Here is a 20,916-nt window from a genome sequence, read left to right as displayed (position 1 = left end):
CTCGCGGCAGAGAAAACTAGGTGACTTCGAAGTCGACGCTGTGCCAGCCGGTGGCGCCGTCGGGGATCGGTTGGGCAATCGCGGCGGTCTGTGTCGCGCCGGTGTTGTCGGTGGCCCGGACCGTGATGGTGTGCGGTCCCGGCTGGGTGGCCTGCCACCGGAAACTCCACAGCCGCCAGGTCTCGTTCGAGTAGGCGGCGCCGAGTTCGGCCTGTTGCCAGTCGCCCTGCCCGGCGGGTCCGTCGACGCGCACCTCGACGTTGCGCACCCCGCGGTTCTGCGCCCACGCCACACCACCGAACGTCGCCTCCCCGCGGGGCACGTCTTGACCACTGCGCGGCACGTCGATCCGCGACTCGGTCTTGATCGGCCCGCGCGGTGACCACCCCAGACGCGTCCAGTAGGCCTGGGCGCGGTCGAACCGCGTCACCTCGAGGTCGACCACCCACTTCGTCGCCGAGACATACCCGTACAGCCCGGGAACCACCAGGCGGGCGGGATAACCGTGCTCGGTCGGCAGCGGTTCGCCGTTCATGCCGACCGCCAGCAGTGAGCCCCGGTCGTCGGTGAGCGCCTCGACCGGAGTGCCCGCGGTGAACCCGTCGATCGACATCGACAGCACCATGTCCGCGTCACGGTGAATCCCGGCTTCTGCCAACAGGTCTGATACGCGGTATCCCGTCCACGTGGCGTTGCCGATGAGATCACCGCCGACCGGGTTCGACACACACGTGAGCGTCACCACTTTCTCGACCACGTCGAATTGGTCGAGATCGTCGAAGCGCAAGGTGATTTCGCGATCGACCATGCCGTGGATCCGCAGCTGCCAGTTCTCGCGACTCAACTGCGGCACGCTCAGCGCGGTGTCGATCCGGTAGAAGTCGGCGTTGTTGGTGACGAACGACGCCAGCCCGACACCTTTCGGCTGCACCGTCGCCGGGATCGGGGGAGCGGCGACGTCGACCGGCGGCAGCGCGAATGCCGTGCGGTCACCGGAGACCGAGGTCGTGAGGCGCGACAGCACAACGCCGCCCACTCCGGTCAGCGCGCCAGCCCCGAGGAAGCCCAGCGTGATCAACGACAGCCGTCGGCCGGGATCGGGCCCGTCGACGCCGGCCTGCCCGTCGTCGCCAGCCTGCCCGGCGTCGTCGGTGAACCGCCCCGACGTCAGCAGCCGAAGCACCGCGACGCCGCAGGCGGCGCCGACCACCGTGGGCAGGGTGTCCAACAGGGTCGCCCCCGCACGCGAGAGCACCGCCGCGCACCCGGCGGCGCCGGCCGCCACGATCGCGACGCTGCCGATCGGAAAGCGCCGCGTCTCCAACGCCGCGGTGGCGGCGGCCACGACGGCGATCACCGCGAGCACGAGCATCGACAGGACGAGTTTGTCCGCCATGCCGAAGGTCTGGATCGCCCACTCCTTGACCGGACGGGGCGTCAGGTCGATGACCGCCGACCCGACGGCGGTACGCGAGTCGGCCCGCGGTCCGACGAAGACGGCGAGCAGTTGGGTCACGCCCAGCGCGACGGCGGCTGCGGCGATGCCGCCCATCGCCTTGGTGCTGCGCGACGTCATGCCGCTCAAAGTACTCACGTTGGCGACCCGACGGGCTTACCGAACGGTGACGTCAGCTAGGTTGCTTTACGAATCGAGCTCTTTTTGGAAAGGGGAGACCCAGGTGGAGATTTCTGGCAAGAAGGCCATCGTCGTCGGCGGAGCGTCGGGCTTCGGCAAGGCGACGGCCGAGTTGCTGGCTCAACGCGGCGCGGACGTGGCGGTTCTGGACCGCCCGCAGTCGAAGGGCAAGGAAGTGGCCGACGCTATCGGTGGCTCCTTCTTCGAGGTGGACGTCACCGACTTCGAGGGCACCGAGAAGGTGCTGCAGCAGGCGATCGACAAGCTCGGCGGGCTGCACATCATCGTGACGACGGCCGGTGGCGGCGCCGCCGAGCGCACGGTCAAGAAGGACGGCCCGCACAGCCTCGACACGTTCCGTAAGTGCGTGGACCTCAACCTCATCGGCACGTTCAACATCAGCAGGCTGGCCGGTTGGCAGATGAGCCAGCAGGATCTCGTCGACGACGAGCAGGAAGAGCGCGGCGTCATCATCAACACCGCCTCGATCGCGGCGTTCGAGGGCCAGATCGGGCAGGTCGCCTACACCGCGTCCAAGGCCGCGATCGCCGGGATGTGCCTGACGATGGCCCGCGACATGGGCAGCCTGGGCATCCGGGCGCTGGCGATCGCGCCGAGCCTGTTCGCCACGGGTCTGACCGAGGGCATTCCCGACGAGTTCGCCAAGGCACTGACCAAGGACGCGGCGTTCCCGAAGCGGCTCGGCAAGCCCGAGGAGTACGCCAAGCTGGTGGCCGCGATCGTCGAGAACCCGATGCTCAACGGCCAGTGCCTGCGCCTGGACGCCGGCCAGCGCTTCGCCCCCAAGTAGAGGTGTGATTTCGGTGTAGTTGGTTGCGCTCACCGCCACCAACTACACCGAAATCGCAGATAGGGTGAGGCGGCCGACTCCCGTGCCGCTTCCGCGATCCATTTGACACGATGGCTGCATGCCCGACGACGCGCATCGCCTTCCGACACTGAGCCACGACGACCAGGCCGCGCTGCAGCAGTGGGTGCGCGCGGAGGGTCTGGGCACGACGGTCAGCGATGTCGAACCGCTGACCGGCGGAACGCAGAACATCGTGGTGCGCTTGCTGATCGACGACCGGCCCATGGTGCTTCGACGACCGCCGGCCCATCCGCGGCCGACGAGCGACAAGACGATGCTGCGCGAGATCGCGGCGCTGCGGACGTTGGCGGGGACACCGGTGCCGCATCCCGGATTCATCGCCGGCTGTGAGGATCTCAGCGTCCTCGGCGTGGTCTTCTACCTGATGGAAGTGGTCGACGGCTTCAACCCCGGTGACGACATGTCCGAGGCCTACGTGCGCGATCCGGCGATGCGCCATCAAGTGGGGTTGTCGTATGCGGCGAGCCTGGCCGCGCTCGGGCAGGTCGAATGGGAGGGCAGCCCGCTCGCCGAGCTCAAACGGCCCGGATCCTTTCTGGAGCGTCAGGTTCCGCAGTTCCTCCGGCTGCTCGAAAGCTACCGGCACGACCGATACGACCCCGAGTCGCTGGCCGTGACCGAACTCGCTGAGTGGTTGGCGTCGAACCTACCGCCGGAGGGTCGTCCGGGTGTCCTGCACGGTGACCCGCACCTGAGCAATGTGCTGCTGCGTCGCGACAGGCCAGAGGTGGCGGCGTTCGTCGACTGGGAGATGTGCACGATCGGCGATCCGCTGCTCGATCTGGGCTGGATGCTGATCTGCTGGCCGCTGGAGACCAACACGATCACCGCGGGCGCAGAGCTCGCCGCGCTCGGCGGACTGGCCACCCGTCGTGAACTCCTCGACGCCTACCTCGAAGCCGGCGGCCGCGAAACATCAAGCCTCGATTGGTATGTCGCGATGGCGTGCTTCAAGCTGGGGATCGTCATCGAGGGCACCTGGTCGCGGTTCCTGATCGGTCAGGCGAGCCGGGACGCGGGGGAGCGGTTGCATGCCAACGCCCAGAACCTCATCGATCTCGGCAAGCGGGTGATCAAGGGCGACAGCCCCTTCGAGCTCTAGGCGTAGGTGTCGATCGCCAGCTGGACGGCCAGCGCTACGCCGGCTGCGCCGATCACGACGCGCAACGGCCCCGCGGGTGCGTGCCGCACGACGACCGGCCCGAGCCGGGAGCCGATCAGACAGCCCAAGCCCAGCACCAACATCGCACCCCACTGCACCGGCGCCAGCATCGCGAACACCACGGCCGCCACGAGGTTCGCCACACCCAGGATCACGTTCTTGCCCGCGTTGGCCTCCGCGAGCGAGGCGTGGCCGGTGCGCAACAGGAGCGCGAGCAGCAGCACACCCGCGGCAGCGCCGAAATAGCCGCCGTAGATACAGATCAGGAACACCGCGGTCGCCTCGATGACCACCGCCGCACGGCGACGCCCCGTGCTCGGCTCGTCACCGGGAGCCCGGCGGGGCAGCAGGATCGCGACCGAGGCGACCGCGAGCAGAATCGGCACCGATCTCTCGAAGCCCTCGGCGGGCGTGGTGAGCAGCAGCGCGGCGCCGGCCACACCACCGAACACCGCGATCGGTGCGGTGCGCAGGATCCACCTGCCCTGCCCCTTGAGTTCAGGACGCGACCCCAACACCGAGCCGATCCCGTTGAACACGAGCGCCACGGTGTTCGTCACATTGGCGGTGACCGGGGGCAACCCGAAGAGCAGCAGCGCGGGATAGGTGGCCACCGAGGCCAACCCGGCGATGCTGCCGGTGAGCCCGCCGAGAACGCCGGCGGCGAACAGCAGGGCCCACGTCATCGAAGGTCACGCTACGGCCAGCGCGTGGCGTCCGAAGATTCGAGGCGCTGTGATCTGCCTCGCTCGGGCGCCGTCAGTCAGACCTGAAGAACTGACGGTCAGTTTGCGAACGGTTTTTCCTTTGCGGCCCGGTCGGTGGTTGTCTACGATCGAACGCGTGCCGAGGCGACTCGTAGTAGCAACCCGCAGCGGGGTCTGATCTGACCGACCCCTCGCTGTGGGTCGTCGCTACGTAGTCGGTCACTTCTCTTCGAAGAAAAGACCGGCACATGACCTCGTTCGCAACACAATCCGCTACCAGCGCAGCACCGTCGGCATTCGCGGCCTCTCTCGACGCCCCGCCGCCCCGCGGTCTGCGCGAGGAGGCCGACGCGATGTCTTTCGACACCTTTCTCGCCGAGTACGCGCCCACGTCGGGACCGGTGAGGCTGGGCAACTGGAGCTGCGCCGACGGCAGTCGCCCCGCCAACCGGCTGGGCCCACGCAACTATCAGGCGACGCTGGCCATCGGAGATCGCATCTGCACGACGACAGCGGCCGCACCCGGCCCCGTCGCCGCACTGACCTCGATGCTCTACGACCGCGGGATCTCGGTGGAGATGACCGCCTTTCACCAGGTGAGCGCCGGTGAGCGCACCGCCACCTTCATCCGCGGCTCGGACGGGCTGAATTCGGAGTGGGCGATGGGGCTGTCCGAGGACGCCACGCAGTCGGCGTTGAGCGCCGTCATCGCGTGTGCGAACCGCCTACTGGTGGCGTCCTGACCGCCGCCTGATCACCGCGAAATTGCATTCCGGCAGGCTGTCACTCGAACAATCGCTGCTGGAATGCCATTTCGCGGCAACGACGGGTCAGTGCAGCGGGCGCAGCACGATGTGCATGCCGTCCTTGGGCACCGGCATGCCGCCGTAATCCCACTCGGTCGTGTAGTCCGGGCGGGGCAGTTCGAGCCGGTACTTGCGCAGCAGCCGGTGCAGGATCGTCTTGACCTCCAGCTGGCCGAAGGTCATGCCGATGCACTTGTGCGCCCCGCCGCCGAAGGGGCTGAACGCGTAGCGGTGCTGCTTGTGCTCGTTGCGCGGCTCGGTGAACCGCAACGGGTCAAACTTCATCGGGTCGGGGTAGAACTCCTCGAGCCGGTGGTTCATCCCCGGATAGGCGATGACGTTGGTGCCCTTCGGCAGGTAGTGGCCGAGCAACTCGGTGTCCCGCACGGTTTGGCGCATGGCCCACTGCACCGGCGTCACCAGGCGGATCGACTCGTTCATCACCAGATCCAGCGACTCGAGCTTGTCCAGCGACTCGATGTCGGCAGGCCCGTCGCCGAGGCGATCGGACTCCTCGCGGCAGCGCTCCTGCCACTCGGGATGCTTGGCGAGGTGGTAGATCATCGTCGTCGCCGTCGAGGTCGACGTGTCATGCGCGGCCATCATCAAGAAGATCATGTGGTTGACGATGTCATCGTCGGAGAACTTGTTGCCGTCCTCGTCCTCGGTGTGGCACAGCACCGTCAACAGATCCGAGCCGTCCTTGCCGCGGCGTTCCTTGACCCGCTCCTCGAAGTACTCCTCGAGCAGCTTGCGGGCCTGCATGCCGCGCCACCAGGTGAACGGGCGCACGGGTTTGCGGATGATCGCGTTGCCGGCGCGGGTGGTGGTGGTGAATGCCTGGTTGACCTTGGTGACCAGTTCCTTGTCGGAGCCGGGTTCGTGGCCCATGAACACCATCGAGGCGATGTCGAGGGTCAGTTCCTTCATCGCCGGGTACATCAGGAAGCGCCCGTCGTTGACGACCCAGTCGTTGGCGATCACCTGCGAGACCACTTGGTCGACCTGCTCCTGGTATCCGACCAGCCGGGAGCGGACGAACGCCTCTTGCATGATGCGCCGGTGGAACATGTGCTCCTCGAAGTCCAGGAGCATCAGGCCGCGATGGAAGAACGGCCCGATCACCGGAACCCAGCCCTGCTGGGAGAAGTCCTTGTTGCGGTTGGAGTAGACGGCCTGAGCGGCGTCGGGGCCCAGCGCCGCGACGGCGGGCAGCGCAGGCGAGTCGGCGTAGTACAGCGGGCCGTACTTGCGGTAGACGTGCAGCAGATAGTCCGGTCCGCCACGGAACATCTCGATCATGTGCCCGAGGATCGGCAGACCGGCGTCGCCGATCACCGGCTTGAGATCGCTGCCCGGGGGCGGCTCGGCCATCGGCTTCTGTGGGAAATCCGTGTTGAGCAGCTTGCGCTCAACGATTCCCATGCCGGGGAAGTTGTTGAACGACGGGGTCAACCGGCGCTTGGCCTGGTCGAGCAGATAGTCCGTCGTGCTGATCGTCGCGGTCATTCACGAGCTCCTGTGCAATGGAATGTGGCCGTTGTCACTCTCATCACCATCCTGGATGGCAGACTTGACGCATGTCAAGTTTTGTTCTGGCGCGGCGCGGTGCAAAGGTCTAGGGCGATGAGCGCCCAACCAGCATCGCAAACGCGTCGCAGCCGCGGTGACCGGCAGCGTGACGCAATCCTCACCGCCGTGCGCGACCTGGTGCAGCAACAGCCGTTCGCGGACCTGTCGGTCAGCGCGATCAGCGAACACGCCGGCGTCGCCCGTTCCGGGTTCTACTTCTACTTCGACTCCAAGTACGCGGTGCTCGCCGAGATCCTGGCCGGCGCCGGCGAGATGCTCGACAGCCTCACCCACCACTTCGCACCCCGCGAGCCGGGGGAGACGCCCGAGGCGTTCGCGAAACGGATGGTGGGCAGCGCGGCGGCGGTGTACGCCAACGACGATCCGGTGCTGACCGCGTGTGCGGTCGCTCGCAACACCGACGCCAAGATCCGCGAGATGATGGACGACTTCTACGACGGCATCATCGACAAGCTGATCGCGCTGCTGGAGAACGACGCCGACGCGCGCCCGATCTCCGGTGACCTCCCCGCGCTCGTCCGGACAATGGCCGCGACGACGACGATGACGCTGACGCACGACAGCACGTTCGTCGGCCGCGGCATCGACCCCCGCCGGGCCGTCGACACGCTCGAGCGGTTGTGGGTCGCGGCGTTCTGGGGACACATGCAGCCATCCGGCCAGCCATAAGGCCGGGGTCAGTATCCTCACCGCCATGGCGCACACCGGGTATGCGAACAAGCGTTGTTTTCTGACCGGGGCCGCCAGCGGCATCGGCCGCGCGACCGCGTTGAAGCTGGCCGCCGAGGGCGCCGAGCTCTATCTGACCGACCGCGACGCCGAAGGTCTGGAGAAGACCGTCGCCGACGCGCGCGCCCTGGGCGCCGAAGTGGCCGAGTACCGCGCCCTTGATATCTCCGACTACGACGCGGTGGTCGCGTTCGCCGACGACATCCACTCGCGTCACCCGGCGATGGACATCGTGATGAACATCGCCGGGGTATCGGCGTGGGGCACCGTCTCGACGTTGACGCACCAACACTGGAAGTCCATGGTCGATATCAACCTGATGGGACCGATCCACGTCATCGAGGCGTTCGTGCCGCGGATGGTCGCGGCAGGCACGGGCGGCCACATCGTCAACGTGTCCTCGGCGGCCGGGCTGGTCGCGCTGCCCTGGCATGCGGCCTACAGTGCGAGCAAGTTCGGGCTGCGCGGCATGTCCGAAGTGCTGCGCTTCGATTTGGCTCGCCACCGCATCGGGGTGTCGGTGGTGGTTCCGGGCGCGGTGAAAACGCCTCTGGTGCAGACGGTTCAGATCGCCGGCGTCGACCGCGAAGACCCGCGGGTCAAGAAGTGGACCGACCGCTTCAGCGGTCACGCGGTCTCACCCGAGCGCGCCGCCGAGTGCATCCTCAAAGGCGTGCGGCGCAACCGGTTCCTGATTTACACCTCGACCGACATCAGGGCGCTCTATCTGTTCAAGCGCACCATGTGGTGGCCGTACAGCGTTGCGATGCGCGGGGCGAACGTGTTGTTCACCAAGGCACTGCGACCCTCTGCGCAACGCGGTTAGCGCTTACCCCACTCCCATGGGGGCATGGTCAGCATGCCGAGGCCCTCGACCCGTGTCTCGCCGAGGTCCTTGTACAACGGGATCTCCACTGCGGCCGCCTCCCTTTCGGGGTCCTCGCCGACGGGAACGGTGTCGAGGTGTCCGAGTAGGGCCTTGGAATGGGTGACGACGACGACCTGCGTGGTGTCGGCCGCGGCGCGGACCAACGACGCCAGCGGGCCCACCAGGTCGGGGTGCAGGGATGTCTCCGGTTCGTTGAGCACCATCAGCGACGGTGGCCGCGGGCTCAGTAGCGCAGCGGCCCATAGAAGGAACCGCAGTGTGCCGTCGGACAATTCGGCGGCCCGCAGCGGTCGCAGCATACCCGGCTGATGCAGCTGCAGATCGAACAGCCCGTCGTGCCCGGATATGGTCACCGTCGCGCCGTCGAAGGCCTTGGCAATGGCCCGTTGGAGGTCGTCGTGGCCTGATTCGATGACGGTCTGGATCGCGGCGGCCAGGTCGCTGCCGTCGTCGGAGAGTACGGGTGTGCGGGTCCCGACCGTGCGTTGCCGCGAGGGCGCCGCGGGGTCGACGCGAAAGCCGTCGTAGAAGCGCCAATTGCGCAACCGGTCCCGCACGGCGGCAAGTTCTGGATGCGCACCGGGATGGGCGTATTCGGCGAGCACACTGCGGTAGGCCGGAATTGCTTGCGTCACTTTGTCGAATCCGCGTCCGTTTTCGGCGCGCGCCTCGACGTAGTCACGGGTCCGGCGCACCAGGGTCGAACTGTTGCGCATGACGGGGCCGGCGAACACCGCCTCACGTTTGATCTCCGGATCGAGTGAGAACAGCGATTCAGGGCCCGCCATCTGAGGAAGGCCGAGGTCGACGAGGTATCCGAAGTCGTCTGCGGCGAAACCCATTTCGAGTGACACCGGACCCGTGCGCGTCGTGCCTTGCACTTGACCGGTGCGGCGCGCCCCGCCGAGTTGTTCGGGACCCGCCCACAGCACCGACTGCAGTCCACCCTCGCGGGCGAGCGATCCGATCACCTCGCCGCGGCCGCAGTCGGCGAGCAGGCGCAACGCCCGATACAGCGACGACTTACCGGTCCCGTTGGCGCCGGTGACCACGGTCAGCTGCGCGAGCGGCAGCACGATCTCGCGCAGCGAGCGATAGCCGCGGATGGCCACCGTGGTGAGCACCTCAGTACCCGCCGTCCGGCGGCGCCAGTTCGAGTCGCACACCCAACAACCGGACAGGGCGGTCGAGTTCGAACTGGGCGAGTATGTCGAGTGCCGTTCGGGTGACGTGTGTTTCGTCCACCGTGGGTTCGGGCAGCTTGCGGATCTTGGTCCTGGTGTGGAAGGTCTTGGTTCGCACCGTTACCGCCACCCGGGTGACGACCCGATTCTGCTCGACGATCTCGCTCAGGGTCTGTCGCGCCAGATCGACGACCGCGGTGTTCATCTCGTCGCGCTCGGTCAGGTCGCGGGGGAAGGTGATGACGTGGCTGCGCGACCGCGGCACCCATGGTGCGGCGCTGACGTCGGTGTCGCCGCCGCCCTTGGCCAGCAGCAGGATCCACAGCCCGGTGGTCGGGCCGAAAGTCTCAGTGAGCACCGTAGCGTCGGTGCCTGCGAGGTCGGCGACGGTGCTGATGCCCATCGTCGCAAGCTTTTTCGCTGTCTTCGGGCCGATTCCCCAGAGCGCGTCGACTTCACGGTCGCCCATCACGGCCATCCAGTTCTCGTCGGTGAGTTGGTACACCCCCGCCGACTCACCGGGCTCGCGTCTCGGCTTGGCGAAACCGGTCGCGACCTTGGCGCGCTGCTTGTTGTCGCTGATCCCCACCGAGCACGACAGACCCGTTTCGGCGGCGATCACCTCGCGGATCCGCTCGGCGAACTCGAACGGACTGTGCGAGTCGTCCAGCTCGGCGCCGACGTAGGCCTCATCCCAACCCCACACCTCCACCGGATGGCCGAAGTCGCGCAGCAAGCCCATGACCTCCTCGGAGGCTTCGTCGTAGGCATCGGTGTCCAACCGAAGGAACGTCGCTTCCGGGCACTTGCGGGCGGCGCTGCGCAACGGCATGCCCGCCCGCACGCCGTACGCCCTGGCCGGATACGACGCACACGTCACGACCTTGCGGGGCTCGTTCGGGTCGCCGTTGCCGCCAACGACGATCGGCAGACCGGCCAGTTGCGGCTTGCGGCGGATTTCGACGGCGGCCTGGAACTGGTCGAGATCGACGTGCAGGACCCAGCGCCTCATCGGGGCCTTCTGCTCTTCGCGCAAGCGCTCATCGGCCGCACAGCTTGCGCGCCACCGACTCCCACGCATCACCGAGCGACTCGATCGTCGCGCCGCGCTCTTGGAGCTGATGCCACACATAGTCCGCGTCGAGCAACGCCACCAGCGCGGCGGCCTGTGCATCGAGGTCGCCTGTCGTGCCCGCGGATTCGAGCAGGACCCGAACGTGGCGATGGTGCAGGGTCGCGGGGGTGGTGAACCGCATCTGGGGGTCCCGGTTGGCGTCGGACAGCAGCGCGTGATGTTTGTGGACGAACGTCAACCGATCCCGGCCGTAGGCCAGCAGCCGCTCGAGCGGCGGCGCGCCGGGACCCAGAGGCGGCGGACCGAACAGGAACGCTTCCTGATGTGCCTTTTCGTCCTCGTCGAGCAGCACGATCATCAACCCGGCGCGGCTGCCGAATCGGCGGAACAGGGTGCCCTTGCCGACGCCTGCCGCGGTGGCGATGTCGTCGGTGGTGACCGAGTCGGCACCCCGTTCGGCGATGAGACGGCGTGCGGCGTCCAGAAGTAAGGTGCGGTTGCGCGCCGCGTCACCGCGTTCTTGTGGAGTCTGGTTCGTGACCGGCAGCTCGTTGAGCGGGCGAGGGGCGGCCATGTCAGCAGTTTAGTTCAGACGGAATAATTCGGACCATAGTCCGGTTCTCTTGTGCGAAGATTCCACCGGACGAAGGGACCCGAAAGATGGCGGACACCGCGAAGGTGAACGTGCTGGTATTGCTGGGCAGCCTGCGGGCGGCGTCGATCAACCGGCAGTTGGTCGAACTCGCACTGGAAACCGCTCCCGACGGTGTTGGTCTGGACTTCTTCGACCGGCTGGGCGAGTTGCCGTTCTACAACGAGGACATCGACAACGACACCGAACGCGGGGGAGCGGCCGACCCCGTGGCGGCGCTGCGCCAAGCTGCCGCCGATGCCGACGCCGCGTTGGTCGTGACCCCCGAGTACAACGGCAGCATCCCGGGCGTGCTCAAGAACGCGATCGACTGGTTGTCGCGGCCGTACGGCAACAGCGCGCTCAAGGACAAGCCGCTCGCGGTCGTCGGTGCGGCCCTCGGGCGGTACGGCGGCCAGTGGGCGCACGACGAAACCCGTAAGAGCTTCGCCATCGCCGGACCGCGGGTCGTCGAGGATCTCAGGCTGTCGGTGCCGAGCAAGGCGTTCGACGGAAGGCATCCGCGGGAGAACGCCGAGGTGGCGGCGAACCTGCGCGACGTCATCGGGAAACTGGCCGCCGGAATCGGCTGACCGTTTGGCGCGGACAGGCCCGTTGAGCCCGGTCTGAGAAGCCCGCGGCGGCTTTGCTGGCGCGATTCGATGTCCGGCCCGGTTGTCGGTACCGGCTGCTATATCTGGCGCATCGCTGGCCGCATCGAGCGCGGCGGGCGCGACACGCCCTCGGTGTGACGTGCGACACGCCGAGGCGCGCCGCCTCACGGAGCTTACGACCTGGGAATTCCAGAATTGTTATTCAGAACATCTGGTATTCCTTCGCAATGTCGGACACTAGGTGTAGTGTTTCGAAGCACCGACAGGCCCCACGATTCCCAAGCTTCTCCGAGGGCCGGCCGGAGCCCCCGACCCGGGTTGTCTGGAATTTCCAGACACGGCGGCGGTGGCCTCGGACGGCAGGAATTTTCCGGGTCTGCGGGTTGCTGAAATTCCATGAATCTCGGCAACAAGAAGTGTCCGACCAGTTGCCAGCCAGCGTGCAGGGCCAGTTGTAGAGGAGCCGAACCGCAGATGACTCAGCACTCGATCACCGTGTACACGAAGCCCGCATGCGTGCAGTGCAACGCCACCTACAAGGCGTTGGACAAGCAGGGCATCGCCTACGAGACCGTCGACATCAGCCTCGACAGCGAAGCCCGCGACTACGTGATGGCGCTGGGTTACCTGCAGGCCCCGGTCGTCGTGGCCGGCAACGAGCACTGGTCGGGCTTCCGGCCCGACCGCATCAAGGCGCTCGGGGCGGTCGCGGCAACGGCTTAGGCGGCTCAGCCGGCCGACGGGTACTCGACGGGCAGAAAGGGGGGCGCGTAATGAGCAACCTCGTGTACTTCTCCAGCGTCTCGGAGAACACCCACCGCTTCGTCCAGAAGCTGGACCTGCCCGCGATCCGCATTCCGCTGCACGGGCGCATCGAGGTCGACGAGCCCTACGTGTTGGTCCTGCCCACCTACGGCGGCGGGCGGGCCACGCCGGACATCAACGACGGTGGCTATGTGCCCAAGCAGGTCATCGCATTCCTCAACAATGAACGCAACCGGTCGTTGATCCGCGGCGTCATCGCCGCGGGCAACAACAACTTCGGTGCCGAGTTCGCCTACGCAGGCAATGTCGTGTCCCGCAAGTGCGGCGTTCCGTACCTGTACCGCTTCGAACTGATGGGAACCCCGGACGACGTCGCCGCCGTCCGTTCGGGTTTGGAAGATTTTTGGAAGGACCAGACGTGTCACCAACCGTCACAGCTGCAGAGCCTGTAACGTCCGCGCCGGCAACGCTGCCCGGCGAGACGGACTACCACGCGCTCAACGCGATGCTGAATCTGTACGACGCCGACGGCAAGATTCAGTTCGACAAGGATGTGCTGGCCGCGCGTGAGTACTTTCTGCAGCATGTCAACCAGAACACGGTCTTCTTCCACAACCAGGACGAGAAGCTCGACTACCTGATCCAGAAGGAGTACTACGAGCGCGAAATCCTCGACCAGTACTCGCGTAACTTCGTCAAGACGCTGCTGGATCGGGCGTACGCCAAGAAGTTTCGGTTCCCGACGTTCCTCGGTGCGTTCAAGTACTACACCTCCTACACGCTGAAGACCTTCGACGGAAAGCGGTACCTCGAGCGCTTCGAGGACCGCGTGGTCATGGTGGCGCTCACCCTGGCGGCCGGGGACACCACGCTGGCCGAGAAGCTCGTCGACGAGATCATCGACGGCCGCTTTCAGCCGGCTACGCCGACGTTCCTCAACTCGGGCAAGAAGCAGCGCGGTGAGCCGGTCAGCTGTTTCCTCCTTCGCATCGAGGACAACATGGAGTCGATCGGACGCTCCATCAACTCGGCGCTGCAGCTGTCCAAGCGCGGCGGCGGAGTCGCGTTGCTGCTGACCAACATTCGGGAACACGGCGCACCGATCAAGAACATCGAGAACCAAAGCTCGGGTGTCATCCCGATCATGAAGCTGCTCGAGGACTCGTTCTCCTACGCCAATCAGCTCGGTGCGCGCCAGGGCGCCGGTGCGGTGTACCTGCACGCCCACCATCCCGATATCTACCGGTTCCTCGACACCAAGCGCGAGAACGCCGACGAGAAGATCCGGATCAAGACGCTGAGCCTGGGCGTGGTGATCCCCGACATCACGTTCGAGCTGGCCAAGAAGAACGAGGACATGTACCTGTTCTCGCCGTATGACGTCGAGCGGGTCTACGGTTTGCCGTTCGCCGACATCTCGGTCACCGAGAAGTACTACGAGATGGTCGATGACAGCCGCATCCGCAAGACGAAGATCAAGGCGCGCGAGTTTTTCCAGACGCTGGCCGAGCTGCAGTTCGAGTCGGGCTACCCGTACATCATGTTCGAGGACACGGTGAACCGGTCGAACCCGATCGACGGCAAGATCACCCACTCGAACCTGTGCTCGGAGATCCTGCAGGTGTCGACTCCGTCGGAGTTCAACGAGGACTTGTCCTACAAGAAGATCGGCAAGGACATCTCGTGCAACCTGGGTTCGCTGAACATCGCCAAGGCGATGGACTCGCCGGACTTCGCGCAGACCATCGAGGTGGCCATCCGTGCGCTGACCGCGGTGAGCGATCAGACGCACATCACCTCGGTGCCGTCGATCGAGCAGGGCAACAACGACTCTCACGCGATCGGTCTCGGCCAGATGAACCTGCACGGGTACCTGGCCCGCGAGCGGATCTTCTACGGTTCCGAAGAGGGTGTGGACTTCACCAACATCTACTTCTACACGGTGCTGTATCACGCGCTGCGGGCGTCGAATCGCATTGCGATCGAACGGGGTAGCGCGTTCAAGGGCTTCGAGAAGTCGAAGTACAAGTCGGGGGAGTTCTTCGACAAGTACACCGAGCAGGTGTGGGAGCCCAAGACCGACAAGGTTGGTCAGCTCTTCGCCGATGCCGGCATCCGGATCCCCGACCAGGAGGACTGGAATCGGCTGAAGGAGTCGGTGCAGCAGCACGGCATCTACAACCAGAACCTGCAGGCCGTGCCGCCGACGGGGTCGATCAGCTACATCAACCACTCGACCAGCTCGATCCACCCGATCGCCAGCAAGGTCGAGATCCGCAAGGAAGGCAAGATCGGCCGCGTCTACTACCCGGCGCCTTACATGACCAACGACAACCTGGAGTACTTCCAGGACGCGTACGAGATCGGGTACGAGAAGGTCATCGACACCTACGCCGCGGCCACCCAACATGTGGACCAGGGTTTGAGCCTGACACTGTTCTTCAAGGACACGGCCACCACGCGCGATGTGAACAAGGCGCAGATCTACGCCTGGCGCAAGGGCATCAAGACGCTGTACTACATCCGGTTGCGCCAGATGGCCTTGGAAGGCACTGAGGTGGAGGGCTGCGTCAGCTGCATGTTGTAGGACCGCCACGCCGAGTGTCGGTTTGAGACACGCAGTGTGCGGATCAGCCGTGCACTAATCCGACACTCGGCGAGCGCTTCAGCCCAAGGCAAGAGTGGGCAGGCGGTCCACCCGCGTCAGCACCCGGTGCTTCGGCGGAACGCCGGGGCCGGTCTGGGCCTCCTCTGGCTTCGCTTCGTGGTCTATCCAGCATTCGCCGGTTCTCTCGTCGTAGTCGCCGCCGTAGAACACGCAGCACACGCCGAGACCGTCGGTGTCCTGGTGGTCCGCCGCGCACTCCCAGAAGTCGTCGCTGACGGGAACGGCGCCAGCGGTTGCGGCCAGTCCGAGGGCGACGCCGACTGCCGTCACCGCGGTCGCCAGAAGTCGTGTGATGGTCATGGCGTAGAGCCTGCTGCCCAGGCGTTTGTGGCGAAACGGGGTGCCTGCCGCAGCCTTTCGACCGCCTCTGAGGGCCAGCGGTGCATTGCGGTTAGGGGAATAGGGGGCGTGTCGTCGCCGAGCGCGCGGTTCCGAACATAAAAGGATGAATGGAAGTACCCGTACGCCCGGCGTAAAAGGTAAGGCTTGCCTCAGCTGACACTGGCGTTTACATTAACCGAAAAGATTTCCTCTAAATAGGAGTCCGGTTGATGCTCAAGCGCTTGTGCGTTCTCGCGGCGACGATGATCGCCGCCGCCACGTTTGCTCCAGCGGCGCATGCCCAGCCCGCTCCCGCGCATGAGTTCGCGATCACCTCCGATGTCCCGACCCTTGCCGAACTCGACGCGCAGATCCGGCTGCTGGTCGGCACTCCCGCCCCGGACGCGGTCAAGGCCGCTCAGCTCGAAGGCGGCGAGCGGGCAGTGGTGGTGCCGAAGATGGTCTACCGGATCGGATTCTTCCGCCCGCCGCGCGGTTCGAGCGCGGTGACCGGTCCCGAGACCCACGACGGCGATCGCCACACCGCGATGATCAACGCCAGTAGGCAGGGGGCGCCGACCGTGCGCGTGGAAGCCGAATGGCGCCGGATCGACGGTCAGTGGAAGCTGGCGAGCAAGTCGCTGTGCAACGGCATCAAGACCCTCGGCCTTCCGATTCCCTGCAATTTCGAATGATGTCCGCGTGATCGAAGTCGTTGGGTTGACCAAGTCGTTCGGGCGCCACCACGCCGTCGACGACGTCACCGTCACCTTTCCCGCCGGCTCCGTCACCGCGCTGCTCGGTCTCAACGGCGCTGGCAAGACCACGCTGCTGCGGTTGCTGGCCGGGCTGATCCGCCCCGACAGCGGAACGATCTCGGTGTGCGGACAACGCACCGGCCACGACCAACGCCTGCTGGGATTCCACCTGGGCCCGACCTCCATGAACCCCCGCCACACCGTGCAACGCCACTTGTCCTGGCTTGCAGCACTTTCGGGCATCGACGGCGCACGCCTCGACAAGATCGTCCGCGAGACCGAACTACACGACCATCGGTCGATGCGCATCGACCGGCTATCACTGGGCATGCGTCAGCGCGTGGCCATCGCGGCCACCTTGCTCGCCGACCCGCAGACGCTGCTGTTCGACGAACCCCTCAACGGTCTCGACGTTCCCGGCATCGTCTGGTTCCGGTCACTGCTTCGCCGGCTCGCCGAACAGGGCCGCACGGTCGTCGTCGCCACCCACCTGCTTGGCGAAGTGGCGCTGACCGCCGACCACGTCGCAGTGCTCAGTCGCGGCCGCATGCAGGCCGCCGGCCAGCTGGCGCAGTTGACGCCCACCGGTGCCGACGCCCGGGAATGGCTCGAGGAAACCCTGCTGGAGTACGCGTGAGCACCGTCGCGGTGGCGCGCAGCGCGCGTGCCGAGATTATCCGCACCGGCGGGCGCAGCCGGCTGTGGACGGTGGTGGCGCCCGCGGCGGTGATCCTCCCGGTGGTGATCACGTTCGGCATCGCGCTCGTCGCGGAGTCGTTCGCGCGGATCCCCGGCCAGATCTCGGTGCTGCAGGTGACGACCTCGAACGCGGCCTACTGGGTCATCACGATCACCGTCGCGCTGGTGGCCGTTGCGGGAGCCGACGGTCAGGCCGCTGAAAGCCGCTACGGCGCAGGCGAACACGTACGCCTCGCTATTCCGCGGGCCTGGCCGGTGTTGCTCGGCCGGTGGGTGTTCTACGGTGCTCTGGGCGCGCTGGTGGCCATCGCGACTCTCGTCGTGGTGCTCGCGGGCCTGCCTGCGGTCGCGCCGATCGTTTACGGACCGGTGTCGCTGACCGACGATGTCGGGCTGCGACTGTTGTGGACGGTGCCGGTGCTGGCGCTGTTCGCGGCGGGGGCGGGTGTGGGAGTCGGGGCCCTCACCCGCTCGCCGCTCGCCGCGGTGGGCGGCATCCTGCTGTGGGCGTTCGTGGCCGAAACCGCGGCCGGTTATCTGCCCAGCGGAGCGACGCTCCAGCGTTTCATGCCCCTGTTGAACGCGGTGTACGCCACCGGGCAGGACACCGTACTCACACCGCCGTGGGGCCAGACCGGCGCTCTGCTCTACGCATGCTCAGTTTTCACGGCGATCTTCGGGATCGCCGCCGTTGGAAGGACAATCCGAAGATGACAGGCAAAGAATCTCTTCCGCTCGCGCAGCGGTCCGATGCGGACCTGCCGGGCCACTGGCTGCTGGCCCGGCTGGGCAAGCGGGTGCTGAGGCCGGGCGGACTCGAGCTGACCAGCCGGCTGCTCGCGGCCGCCAAGATCGGCGGCGCCGACGTCGTCGAACTCGGTCCAGGTCTGGGCCGCACCGCCACCGACATCGTCGCCCAACAGCCGCGCTCCTACGTCGGGGTCGACGACACCGCCGCCACCAGTGAGACGGTGCGCGCGGTTGTCGCCCCTGTCGACGGCAAGGTCGTGGTGGCCAACGCCGCCGAGACCGGATTGCCTTCGGGCAGCGCCGATGTGGTGATCGGCGAGGCGATGCTGACGATGCAGGGCGACCGCGACAAGCGTGCGATCGTCGCCGAGGCTTTCCGGGTGCTGAGGCCGGGCGGCCGCTACGCGATCCACGAACTGGGTCTGCAGCCCGATGACCTCCCGCAGGACACCAAGGACGTGATCCGCCGCGACATGGCGCGCGCGATCAAGGTCAACGCGCGGCCGCTGACGACGTCGGAATGGGTGGCGCTGCTGACCGAGGCCGGCTTCGAGGTGGTGACCGTCGACCACGCGAAGATGGCGCTGCTCAATCCGGCGCGGGTTCTGGCCGACGAGGGGTTCACCGGTGCGCTGCGGATCGTCGGCAACCTGATCGCCAGGCCCGCGGCACGCAAGCGGGTCATCGGTATGCGTAAGACGTTCCACCGCTATCGGCGCGCACTGACCGCGGTTGCGGTGGTCGGTGTCGTGCCGACGTCGTGACAGACTCGAACCATGCCAGTGTCGCGCCACGACCTCGATGCGCAGCCGGAACGGGCGGCAGGCCAACAGCGCCAGAAAGTGCTGAGCCTGCTGAAGAACGCCGCGAACCCGGTCGACGCCCAACAAGTCGCCGACGCGCTGCAGATCCACATCACCACGGCCCGCTTCCACCTGACGACGCTGGAGGAACAGGGCTTCATCCGGCGGGGCAATGCGACCAAGGCCGGTCGAGCGGGGCGACCGCGGCTCACGTACGAGCCGGCCCCCCGGTTCGACTACGCCGACATCGTCTCGCTGTTCGCCACCCACCTGGGCGGAACGGTGCGGGAGCGCGAACAACGTGCTCTGCAGATCGGTGCGGACCTGGCCCATCGGGTCCGGTTGGCCCGCAGGCGACCCGAGGCCACAATCGCCGACATGGTGGTCGCGACCCTCAACGAACTCGGCTTCCAGGTTCGTTCGTTGCTGACCTCGTTCGGCGAAGTGACGGTGCAGATCTGCACGTGCCCACTGGCCGAGGTGGCCGCGTCGGCGCCGGAAGTTGTGCGCGGCATCCAGCAGGGCCTCATCCAAGAGGTGATCAACCTGAACGCCGACGCCGTCGGCGCCCGCTATCAGGCGTCGGTCACGCCCGACCCGCACGGTGGCTCGTGCGAAGTCAGTTTGGTATTGCGTCCCGAACGGTGAACATCGGGGCGAGAAGGGAAGACTCATGACCGCGACAACCGCGCTGTCGTTACAACAGCTCGCCGACGAGCAACTCGCCGCCGCGAAGGCCGCTTCGTCGGGCCGTTCCGCGCAGACCGTGTACGGCGGCAGCGGGCGCACGCTACGTCAGACCGTGCTGGCACTGACCGCCGACCACGGCCTGGACGACCACGAAAGCCCCGGCGAGGCAACGCTGTTGGTGTTGCGAGGCCGGGTGCAGCTGCGTTCGGTGAGCTCCTCGGTGGAGGGCAGCACAGGAGACTACCTCCCGATACCGCACGAACGTCACAGCCTTGCCGCCCTCGAGGATTCGGCGGTGTTGTTGACGGTCGTCGCCAAGAAGTGAGCTAGGCCTACGGTCTCACTTGATGGTGTGCTGCGGGCCTTGGGCCTTCTTGTAGAGAGCCTTGAGCATCCGGTCACGGAACATCGCGTTATCGATGAGCTTCACCCCGGCGTTGGCCAGCTTGGGTTGTCCGATCAACTTGTGCATGTAGCGGCCGCGGCGATATTCGCGGCCCCACGCGGCCTCCATGCGCTGCGCATAGTTCGTGAAGTCGTCGGGCCCGCCGTTCTGCAGGGCCGCGGTCGCGCATTCGCCTGCGGCCAAGCCGGATTCGAGCGCCTTGGAGATGCCCGCGCCTGAGGCCGGTTTGCCCGCACCCAGCGAGTCGCCGGTGAACAGCACGCCCGGGCGCCACGGCGGCCACGCGGTGAACCCCATCGGCAGTCGCCAGGCCCGGACACTCTTGTTCTTCTTCAGCTCCTCGATCGGCGGCAGCTCCCACTCCGTAGGCAGAGTGCGGAGGAAATCGCCGAGGAACTGCGTGGCGTTGATCGACTGCCAGTTCTTATAGCTGTTGACGTAGCCCAGCCCGATGTTGAAGATGCCGTTGCCCATCGGGAACACCCAGCCGTACCCAGGTAGCTGGTCGCCCTCGAAGACGAGCTTGAGATAGATGTCGAGGCTGTCGGAGTCGGGCCGGTTGGCGTGCATCTCGGAGCGGATCGCGATCGCCGAGTAGCCGTTGTACTCGGAGTCGATCTTGAGGGCCCGCTTGATCGGGGAGTAGGCGCCGTCGGCGGCGATCACCGCGTCGCCGTAAACCTTTTCGCCGCTCTTGAGCGTCACCCCCACGACGCGACCCTTCTCCAGGATCGGCCCGGACACTTCCGCGCCCTGGCGCACCTCGGCACCCGCGGACTCGGCGTGCTTGAGCAGCGTGGTGTCGAGGCGCTCGCGGCTCACGGTGTGGCCGTGGTCGGGCATACCGGGCCGCTTCGGAAACGACAGTTCCCACTCGCTCGGGCTGAAGACCGTCACGCGATTCACCCGGTGATACGTGGCCACCTCGTCGGCCAGTCCCATTTTCTGCAGATAACTCACCGCGCGGGCGGTAAGCCCGTCGCCGCAGGGCTTGGCCCGCGGGAACTCGGCCTTGTCCAGAACCACGACCTTCGCGCCGGTCTGAGCGGCCTGCCACGCGGCTGCCGAGCCGGAGGGCCCGCCACCTGCGATGACCAGGTCGTATTGCTGCGTCATGAAACTCGTCTCGTCGATCGGC

At 66.5% G+C, this 20,916-nt stretch carries 23 protein-coding genes; 15 read left to right on the top strand and 8 right to left on the bottom strand.

Translation table 11 applies throughout. The features are described from left to right. Nucleotides 1-16 precede the first annotated feature (16 nt). On the bottom strand, nucleotides 17-1,576 hold the full coding sequence (locus CEX88_RS12705) for a molybdopterin-dependent oxidoreductase (protein ID WP_094293737.1): 1,560 nt from the start codon (nucleotides 1,574-1,576) through the stop codon (nucleotides 17-19). A gap of 103 nt (nucleotides 1,577-1,679) precedes the next feature. Here CEX88_RS12705 and CEX88_RS12700 point away from each other — a divergent pair, with 103 nt between their 5' ends. Together CEX88_RS12700 and CEX88_RS12695 are read left to right on the top strand one after the other, a co-directional pair. Then, nucleotides 1,680-2,447, top strand: coding sequence for an SDR family NAD(P)-dependent oxidoreductase (locus tag CEX88_RS12700; protein WP_064401607.1), 768 nt, complete (start codon nucleotides 1,680-1,682; stop codon nucleotides 2,445-2,447). A 118-nt stretch (nucleotides 2,448-2,565) separates the two neighbouring features. Beyond that, the gene (locus CEX88_RS12695; RefSeq protein WP_094293736.1) at nucleotides 2,566-3,630 is read left to right on the top strand and encodes a phosphotransferase family protein; all 1,065 of its coding nucleotides are present in this window, start codon (nucleotides 2,566-2,568) and stop codon (nucleotides 3,628-3,630) included. Here CEX88_RS12695 and CEX88_RS12690 read toward each other — a convergent pair. Continuing rightward, nucleotides 3,627-4,376, bottom strand: a complete 750-nt coding sequence (locus CEX88_RS12690) for a sulfite exporter TauE/SafE family protein (protein ID WP_094293735.1) — start codon at nucleotides 4,374-4,376, stop codon at nucleotides 3,627-3,629. The two genes, CEX88_RS12695 and CEX88_RS12690, sit on opposite strands and share 4 nt — an antisense overlap. A 269-nt stretch (nucleotides 4,377-4,645) precedes the next feature. On the opposite strand from CEX88_RS12690, the gene CEX88_RS12685 reads away from it, so the two are divergent. Then, nucleotides 4,646-5,140, top strand: coding sequence for a homocitrate synthase (locus tag CEX88_RS12685; protein WP_066842369.1), 495 nt, complete (start codon nucleotides 4,646-4,648; stop codon nucleotides 5,138-5,140). Between the two features lie 87 nt (nucleotides 5,141-5,227). Here the strand turns inward: CEX88_RS12685 and CEX88_RS12680 are convergent, their stop codons facing one another. Then, nucleotides 5,228-6,712 (bottom strand): cytochrome P450, encoded by a 1,485-nt coding sequence (locus CEX88_RS12680; protein ID WP_066842371.1) that lies wholly within the window; start codon nucleotides 6,710-6,712, stop codon nucleotides 5,228-5,230. A gap of 117 nt (nucleotides 6,713-6,829) precedes the next feature. Between CEX88_RS12680 and CEX88_RS12675 the strand changes: the two genes are divergently transcribed. Beyond that, a complete protein-coding gene (locus CEX88_RS12675) occupies nucleotides 6,830-7,465 on the top strand; it encodes a TetR/AcrR family transcriptional regulator (protein WP_094293734.1) in 636 nt (211 codons plus the stop codon). Nucleotides 7,466-7,490: 25 nt separating this feature from the next. After that, nucleotides 7,491-8,351: an SDR family oxidoreductase gene (locus tag CEX88_RS12670; RefSeq protein WP_068198724.1), complete on the top strand. Its 861-nt coding sequence runs from the start codon at nucleotides 7,491-7,493 to the stop codon at nucleotides 8,349-8,351. Here CEX88_RS12670 and CEX88_RS12665 read toward each other — a convergent pair. From CEX88_RS12665 to CEX88_RS12655, 3 genes are read right to left on the bottom strand one after another with little or no spacing between them, the layout of a single operon-like run. Next, on the bottom strand, nucleotides 8,348-9,538 hold the full coding sequence (locus CEX88_RS12665) for an AAA family ATPase (protein WP_094293834.1): 1,191 nt from the start codon (nucleotides 9,536-9,538) through the stop codon (nucleotides 8,348-8,350). The two genes, CEX88_RS12670 and CEX88_RS12665, sit on opposite strands and share 4 nt — an antisense overlap. Nucleotide 9,539: 1 nt before the next feature. Continuing rightward, entirely contained in the window at nucleotides 9,540-10,610 is a 1,071-nt protein-coding gene (locus CEX88_RS12660) for a DNA polymerase IV (RefSeq protein ID WP_094293733.1), read from the bottom strand. A 28-nt stretch (nucleotides 10,611-10,638) separates the two neighbouring features. Next, on the bottom strand, nucleotides 10,639-11,247 hold the full coding sequence (locus CEX88_RS12655; protein WP_068198719.1) for a TetR/AcrR family transcriptional regulator: 609 nt from the start codon (nucleotides 11,245-11,247) through the stop codon (nucleotides 10,639-10,641). Between the two features lie 86 nt (nucleotides 11,248-11,333). Between CEX88_RS12655 and CEX88_RS12650 the strand changes: the two genes are divergently transcribed. The 4 genes from CEX88_RS12650 (at nucleotide 11,334) to nrdE (ending at nucleotide 15,270) form a co-directional block, all read left to right on the top strand. Then, nucleotides 11,334-11,897, top strand: coding sequence for an NAD(P)H-dependent oxidoreductase (locus CEX88_RS12650; protein ID WP_094293732.1), 564 nt, complete (start codon nucleotides 11,334-11,336; stop codon nucleotides 11,895-11,897). 495 nt (nucleotides 11,898-12,392) lie between these two features. After that, nucleotides 12,393-12,641 carry a redoxin NrdH gene (locus CEX88_RS12645; RefSeq protein ID WP_064348903.1) on the top strand — a complete coding sequence of 83 codons (249 nt, stop codon included), beginning with the start codon at nucleotides 12,393-12,395 and terminating at the stop codon, nucleotides 12,639-12,641. A 50-nt stretch (nucleotides 12,642-12,691) separates the two neighbouring features. Then, on the top strand, nucleotides 12,692-13,135 hold the full coding sequence (gene nrdI, locus CEX88_RS12640; protein WP_094293731.1) for a class Ib ribonucleoside-diphosphate reductase assembly flavoprotein NrdI: 444 nt from the start codon (nucleotides 12,692-12,694) through the stop codon (nucleotides 13,133-13,135). A 17-nt stretch (nucleotides 13,136-13,152) separates the two neighbouring features. Beyond that, the gene (gene nrdE, locus CEX88_RS12635; RefSeq protein WP_202931485.1) at nucleotides 13,153-15,270 is read left to right on the top strand and encodes a class 1b ribonucleoside-diphosphate reductase subunit alpha; all 2,118 of its coding nucleotides are present in this window, start codon (nucleotides 13,153-13,155) and stop codon (nucleotides 15,268-15,270) included. Nucleotides 15,271-15,348: 78 nt separating this feature from the next. Here the strand turns inward: nrdE and CEX88_RS12630 are convergent, their stop codons facing one another. Next, nucleotides 15,349-15,651, bottom strand: a complete 303-nt coding sequence (locus CEX88_RS12630) for a hypothetical protein (RefSeq protein WP_068198707.1) — start codon at nucleotides 15,649-15,651, stop codon at nucleotides 15,349-15,351. A 251-nt stretch (nucleotides 15,652-15,902) separates the two neighbouring features. Between CEX88_RS12630 and CEX88_RS12625 the strand changes: the two genes are divergently transcribed. The 6 genes from CEX88_RS12625 to CEX88_RS12600 are packed head-to-tail and all read left to right on the top strand — an operon-like array spanning nucleotide 15,903 to nucleotide 19,697. Beyond that, nucleotides 15,903-16,367, top strand: a complete 465-nt coding sequence (locus CEX88_RS12625) for an MTB12 C-terminal domain-containing protein (protein ID WP_094293729.1) — start codon at nucleotides 15,903-15,905, stop codon at nucleotides 16,365-16,367. Nucleotides 16,368-16,374: 7 nt separating this feature from the next. Next, nucleotides 16,375-17,067: an ABC transporter ATP-binding protein gene (locus CEX88_RS12620; RefSeq protein ID WP_094293728.1), complete on the top strand. Its 693-nt coding sequence runs from the start codon at nucleotides 16,375-16,377 to the stop codon at nucleotides 17,065-17,067. Next, on the top strand, nucleotides 17,064-17,843 hold the full coding sequence (locus CEX88_RS12615) for an ABC transporter permease (RefSeq protein WP_420799215.1): 780 nt from the start codon (nucleotides 17,064-17,066) through the stop codon (nucleotides 17,841-17,843). Before CEX88_RS12620 ends, CEX88_RS12615 begins: the two co-directional genes overlap by 4 nt. Next, nucleotides 17,840-18,643 carry a class I SAM-dependent methyltransferase gene (locus CEX88_RS12610; RefSeq protein WP_094293726.1) on the top strand — a complete coding sequence of 268 codons (804 nt, stop codon included), beginning with the start codon at nucleotides 17,840-17,842 and terminating at the stop codon, nucleotides 18,641-18,643. Before CEX88_RS12615 ends, CEX88_RS12610 begins: the two co-directional genes overlap by 4 nt. A gap of 12 nt (nucleotides 18,644-18,655) precedes the next feature. Then, complete coding sequence (locus CEX88_RS12605) at nucleotides 18,656-19,330, top strand: helix-turn-helix transcriptional regulator (RefSeq protein WP_094293725.1); 675 nt, start codon at nucleotides 18,656-18,658, stop codon at nucleotides 19,328-19,330. A 25-nt stretch (nucleotides 19,331-19,355) separates the two neighbouring features. Further along, nucleotides 19,356-19,697, top strand: coding sequence for a cupin domain-containing protein (locus CEX88_RS12600; RefSeq protein ID WP_066842393.1), 342 nt, complete (start codon nucleotides 19,356-19,358; stop codon nucleotides 19,695-19,697). 15 nt (nucleotides 19,698-19,712) lie between these two features. On the opposite strand, the gene CEX88_RS12595 is transcribed toward CEX88_RS12600, so the two are convergent. Then, complete coding sequence (locus CEX88_RS12595; protein WP_094293724.1) at nucleotides 19,713-20,894, bottom strand: NAD(P)/FAD-dependent oxidoreductase; 1,182 nt, start codon at nucleotides 20,892-20,894, stop codon at nucleotides 19,713-19,715. Between the last annotated feature and the right edge of the window lie 22 nt (nucleotides 20,895-20,916).

The sequence above is a fragment of the Mycobacterium neumannii genome (genome assembly GCF_002245615.1).
GTDB classification, from domain to species: domain Bacteria; phylum Actinomycetota; class Actinomycetes; order Mycobacteriales; family Mycobacteriaceae; genus Mycobacterium; species Mycobacterium neumannii_A.
The sequence above is the reverse complement of the archived record's forward strand: the minus strand, read 5'-3'. Positions and strand labels throughout refer to the sequence as shown.

Bases quoted from the DNA above. Each gene is read 5' to 3' on its own strand.
- CEX88_RS12705 (WP_094293737.1), bottom strand. From the start codon at position 1,576: ATGACGTCGCGCAGCACCAAGGCGATGGGCGGCATCGCCGCAGCCGCC.
- CEX88_RS12605 (WP_094293725.1), top strand. From the start codon at position 18,656: ATGCCAGTGTCGCGCCACGACCTCGATGCGCAGCCGGAACGGGCGGCA.
- CEX88_RS12645 (WP_064348903.1), top strand. From the start codon at position 12,393: ATGACTCAGCACTCGATCACCGTGTACACGAAGCCCGCATGCGTGCAG.
- CEX88_RS12675 (WP_094293734.1), top strand. From the start codon at position 6,830: ATGAGCGCCCAACCAGCATCGCAAACGCGTCGCAGCCGCGGTGACCGG.
- CEX88_RS12695 (WP_094293736.1), top strand. From the start codon at position 2,566: ATGCCCGACGACGCGCATCGCCTTCCGACACTGAGCCACGACGACCAG.
- CEX88_RS12630 (WP_068198707.1), bottom strand. From the start codon at position 15,651: ATGACCATCACACGACTTCTGGCGACCGCGGTGACGGCAGTCGGCGTC.
- CEX88_RS12600 (WP_066842393.1), top strand. From the start codon at position 19,356: ATGACCGCGACAACCGCGCTGTCGTTACAACAGCTCGCCGACGAGCAA.
- CEX88_RS12680 (WP_066842371.1), bottom strand. From the start codon at position 6,712: ATGACCGCGACGATCAGCACGACGGACTATCTGCTCGACCAGGCCAAG.
- CEX88_RS12690 (WP_094293735.1), bottom strand. From the start codon at position 4,376: ATGACGTGGGCCCTGCTGTTCGCCGCCGGCGTTCTCGGCGGGCTCACC.
- CEX88_RS12650 (WP_094293732.1), top strand. From the start codon at position 11,334: ATGGCGGACACCGCGAAGGTGAACGTGCTGGTATTGCTGGGCAGCCTG.
- nrdI (WP_094293731.1), top strand. From the start codon at position 12,692: ATGAGCAACCTCGTGTACTTCTCCAGCGTCTCGGAGAACACCCACCGC.
- CEX88_RS12610 (WP_094293726.1), top strand. From the start codon at position 17,840: ATGACAGGCAAAGAATCTCTTCCGCTCGCGCAGCGGTCCGATGCGGAC.
- CEX88_RS12625 (WP_094293729.1), top strand. From the start codon at position 15,903: ATGCTCAAGCGCTTGTGCGTTCTCGCGGCGACGATGATCGCCGCCGCC.
- CEX88_RS12670 (WP_068198724.1), top strand. From the start codon at position 7,491: ATGGCGCACACCGGGTATGCGAACAAGCGTTGTTTTCTGACCGGGGCC.
- CEX88_RS12655 (WP_068198719.1), bottom strand. From the start codon at position 11,247: ATGGCCGCCCCTCGCCCGCTCAACGAGCTGCCGGTCACGAACCAGACT.
- CEX88_RS12595 (WP_094293724.1), bottom strand. From the start codon at position 20,894: ATGACGCAGCAATACGACCTGGTCATCGCAGGTGGCGGGCCCTCCGGC.
- CEX88_RS12685 (WP_066842369.1), top strand. From the start codon at position 4,646: ATGACCTCGTTCGCAACACAATCCGCTACCAGCGCAGCACCGTCGGCA.
- CEX88_RS12660 (WP_094293733.1), bottom strand. From the start codon at position 10,610: ATGAGGCGCTGGGTCCTGCACGTCGATCTCGACCAGTTCCAGGCCGCC.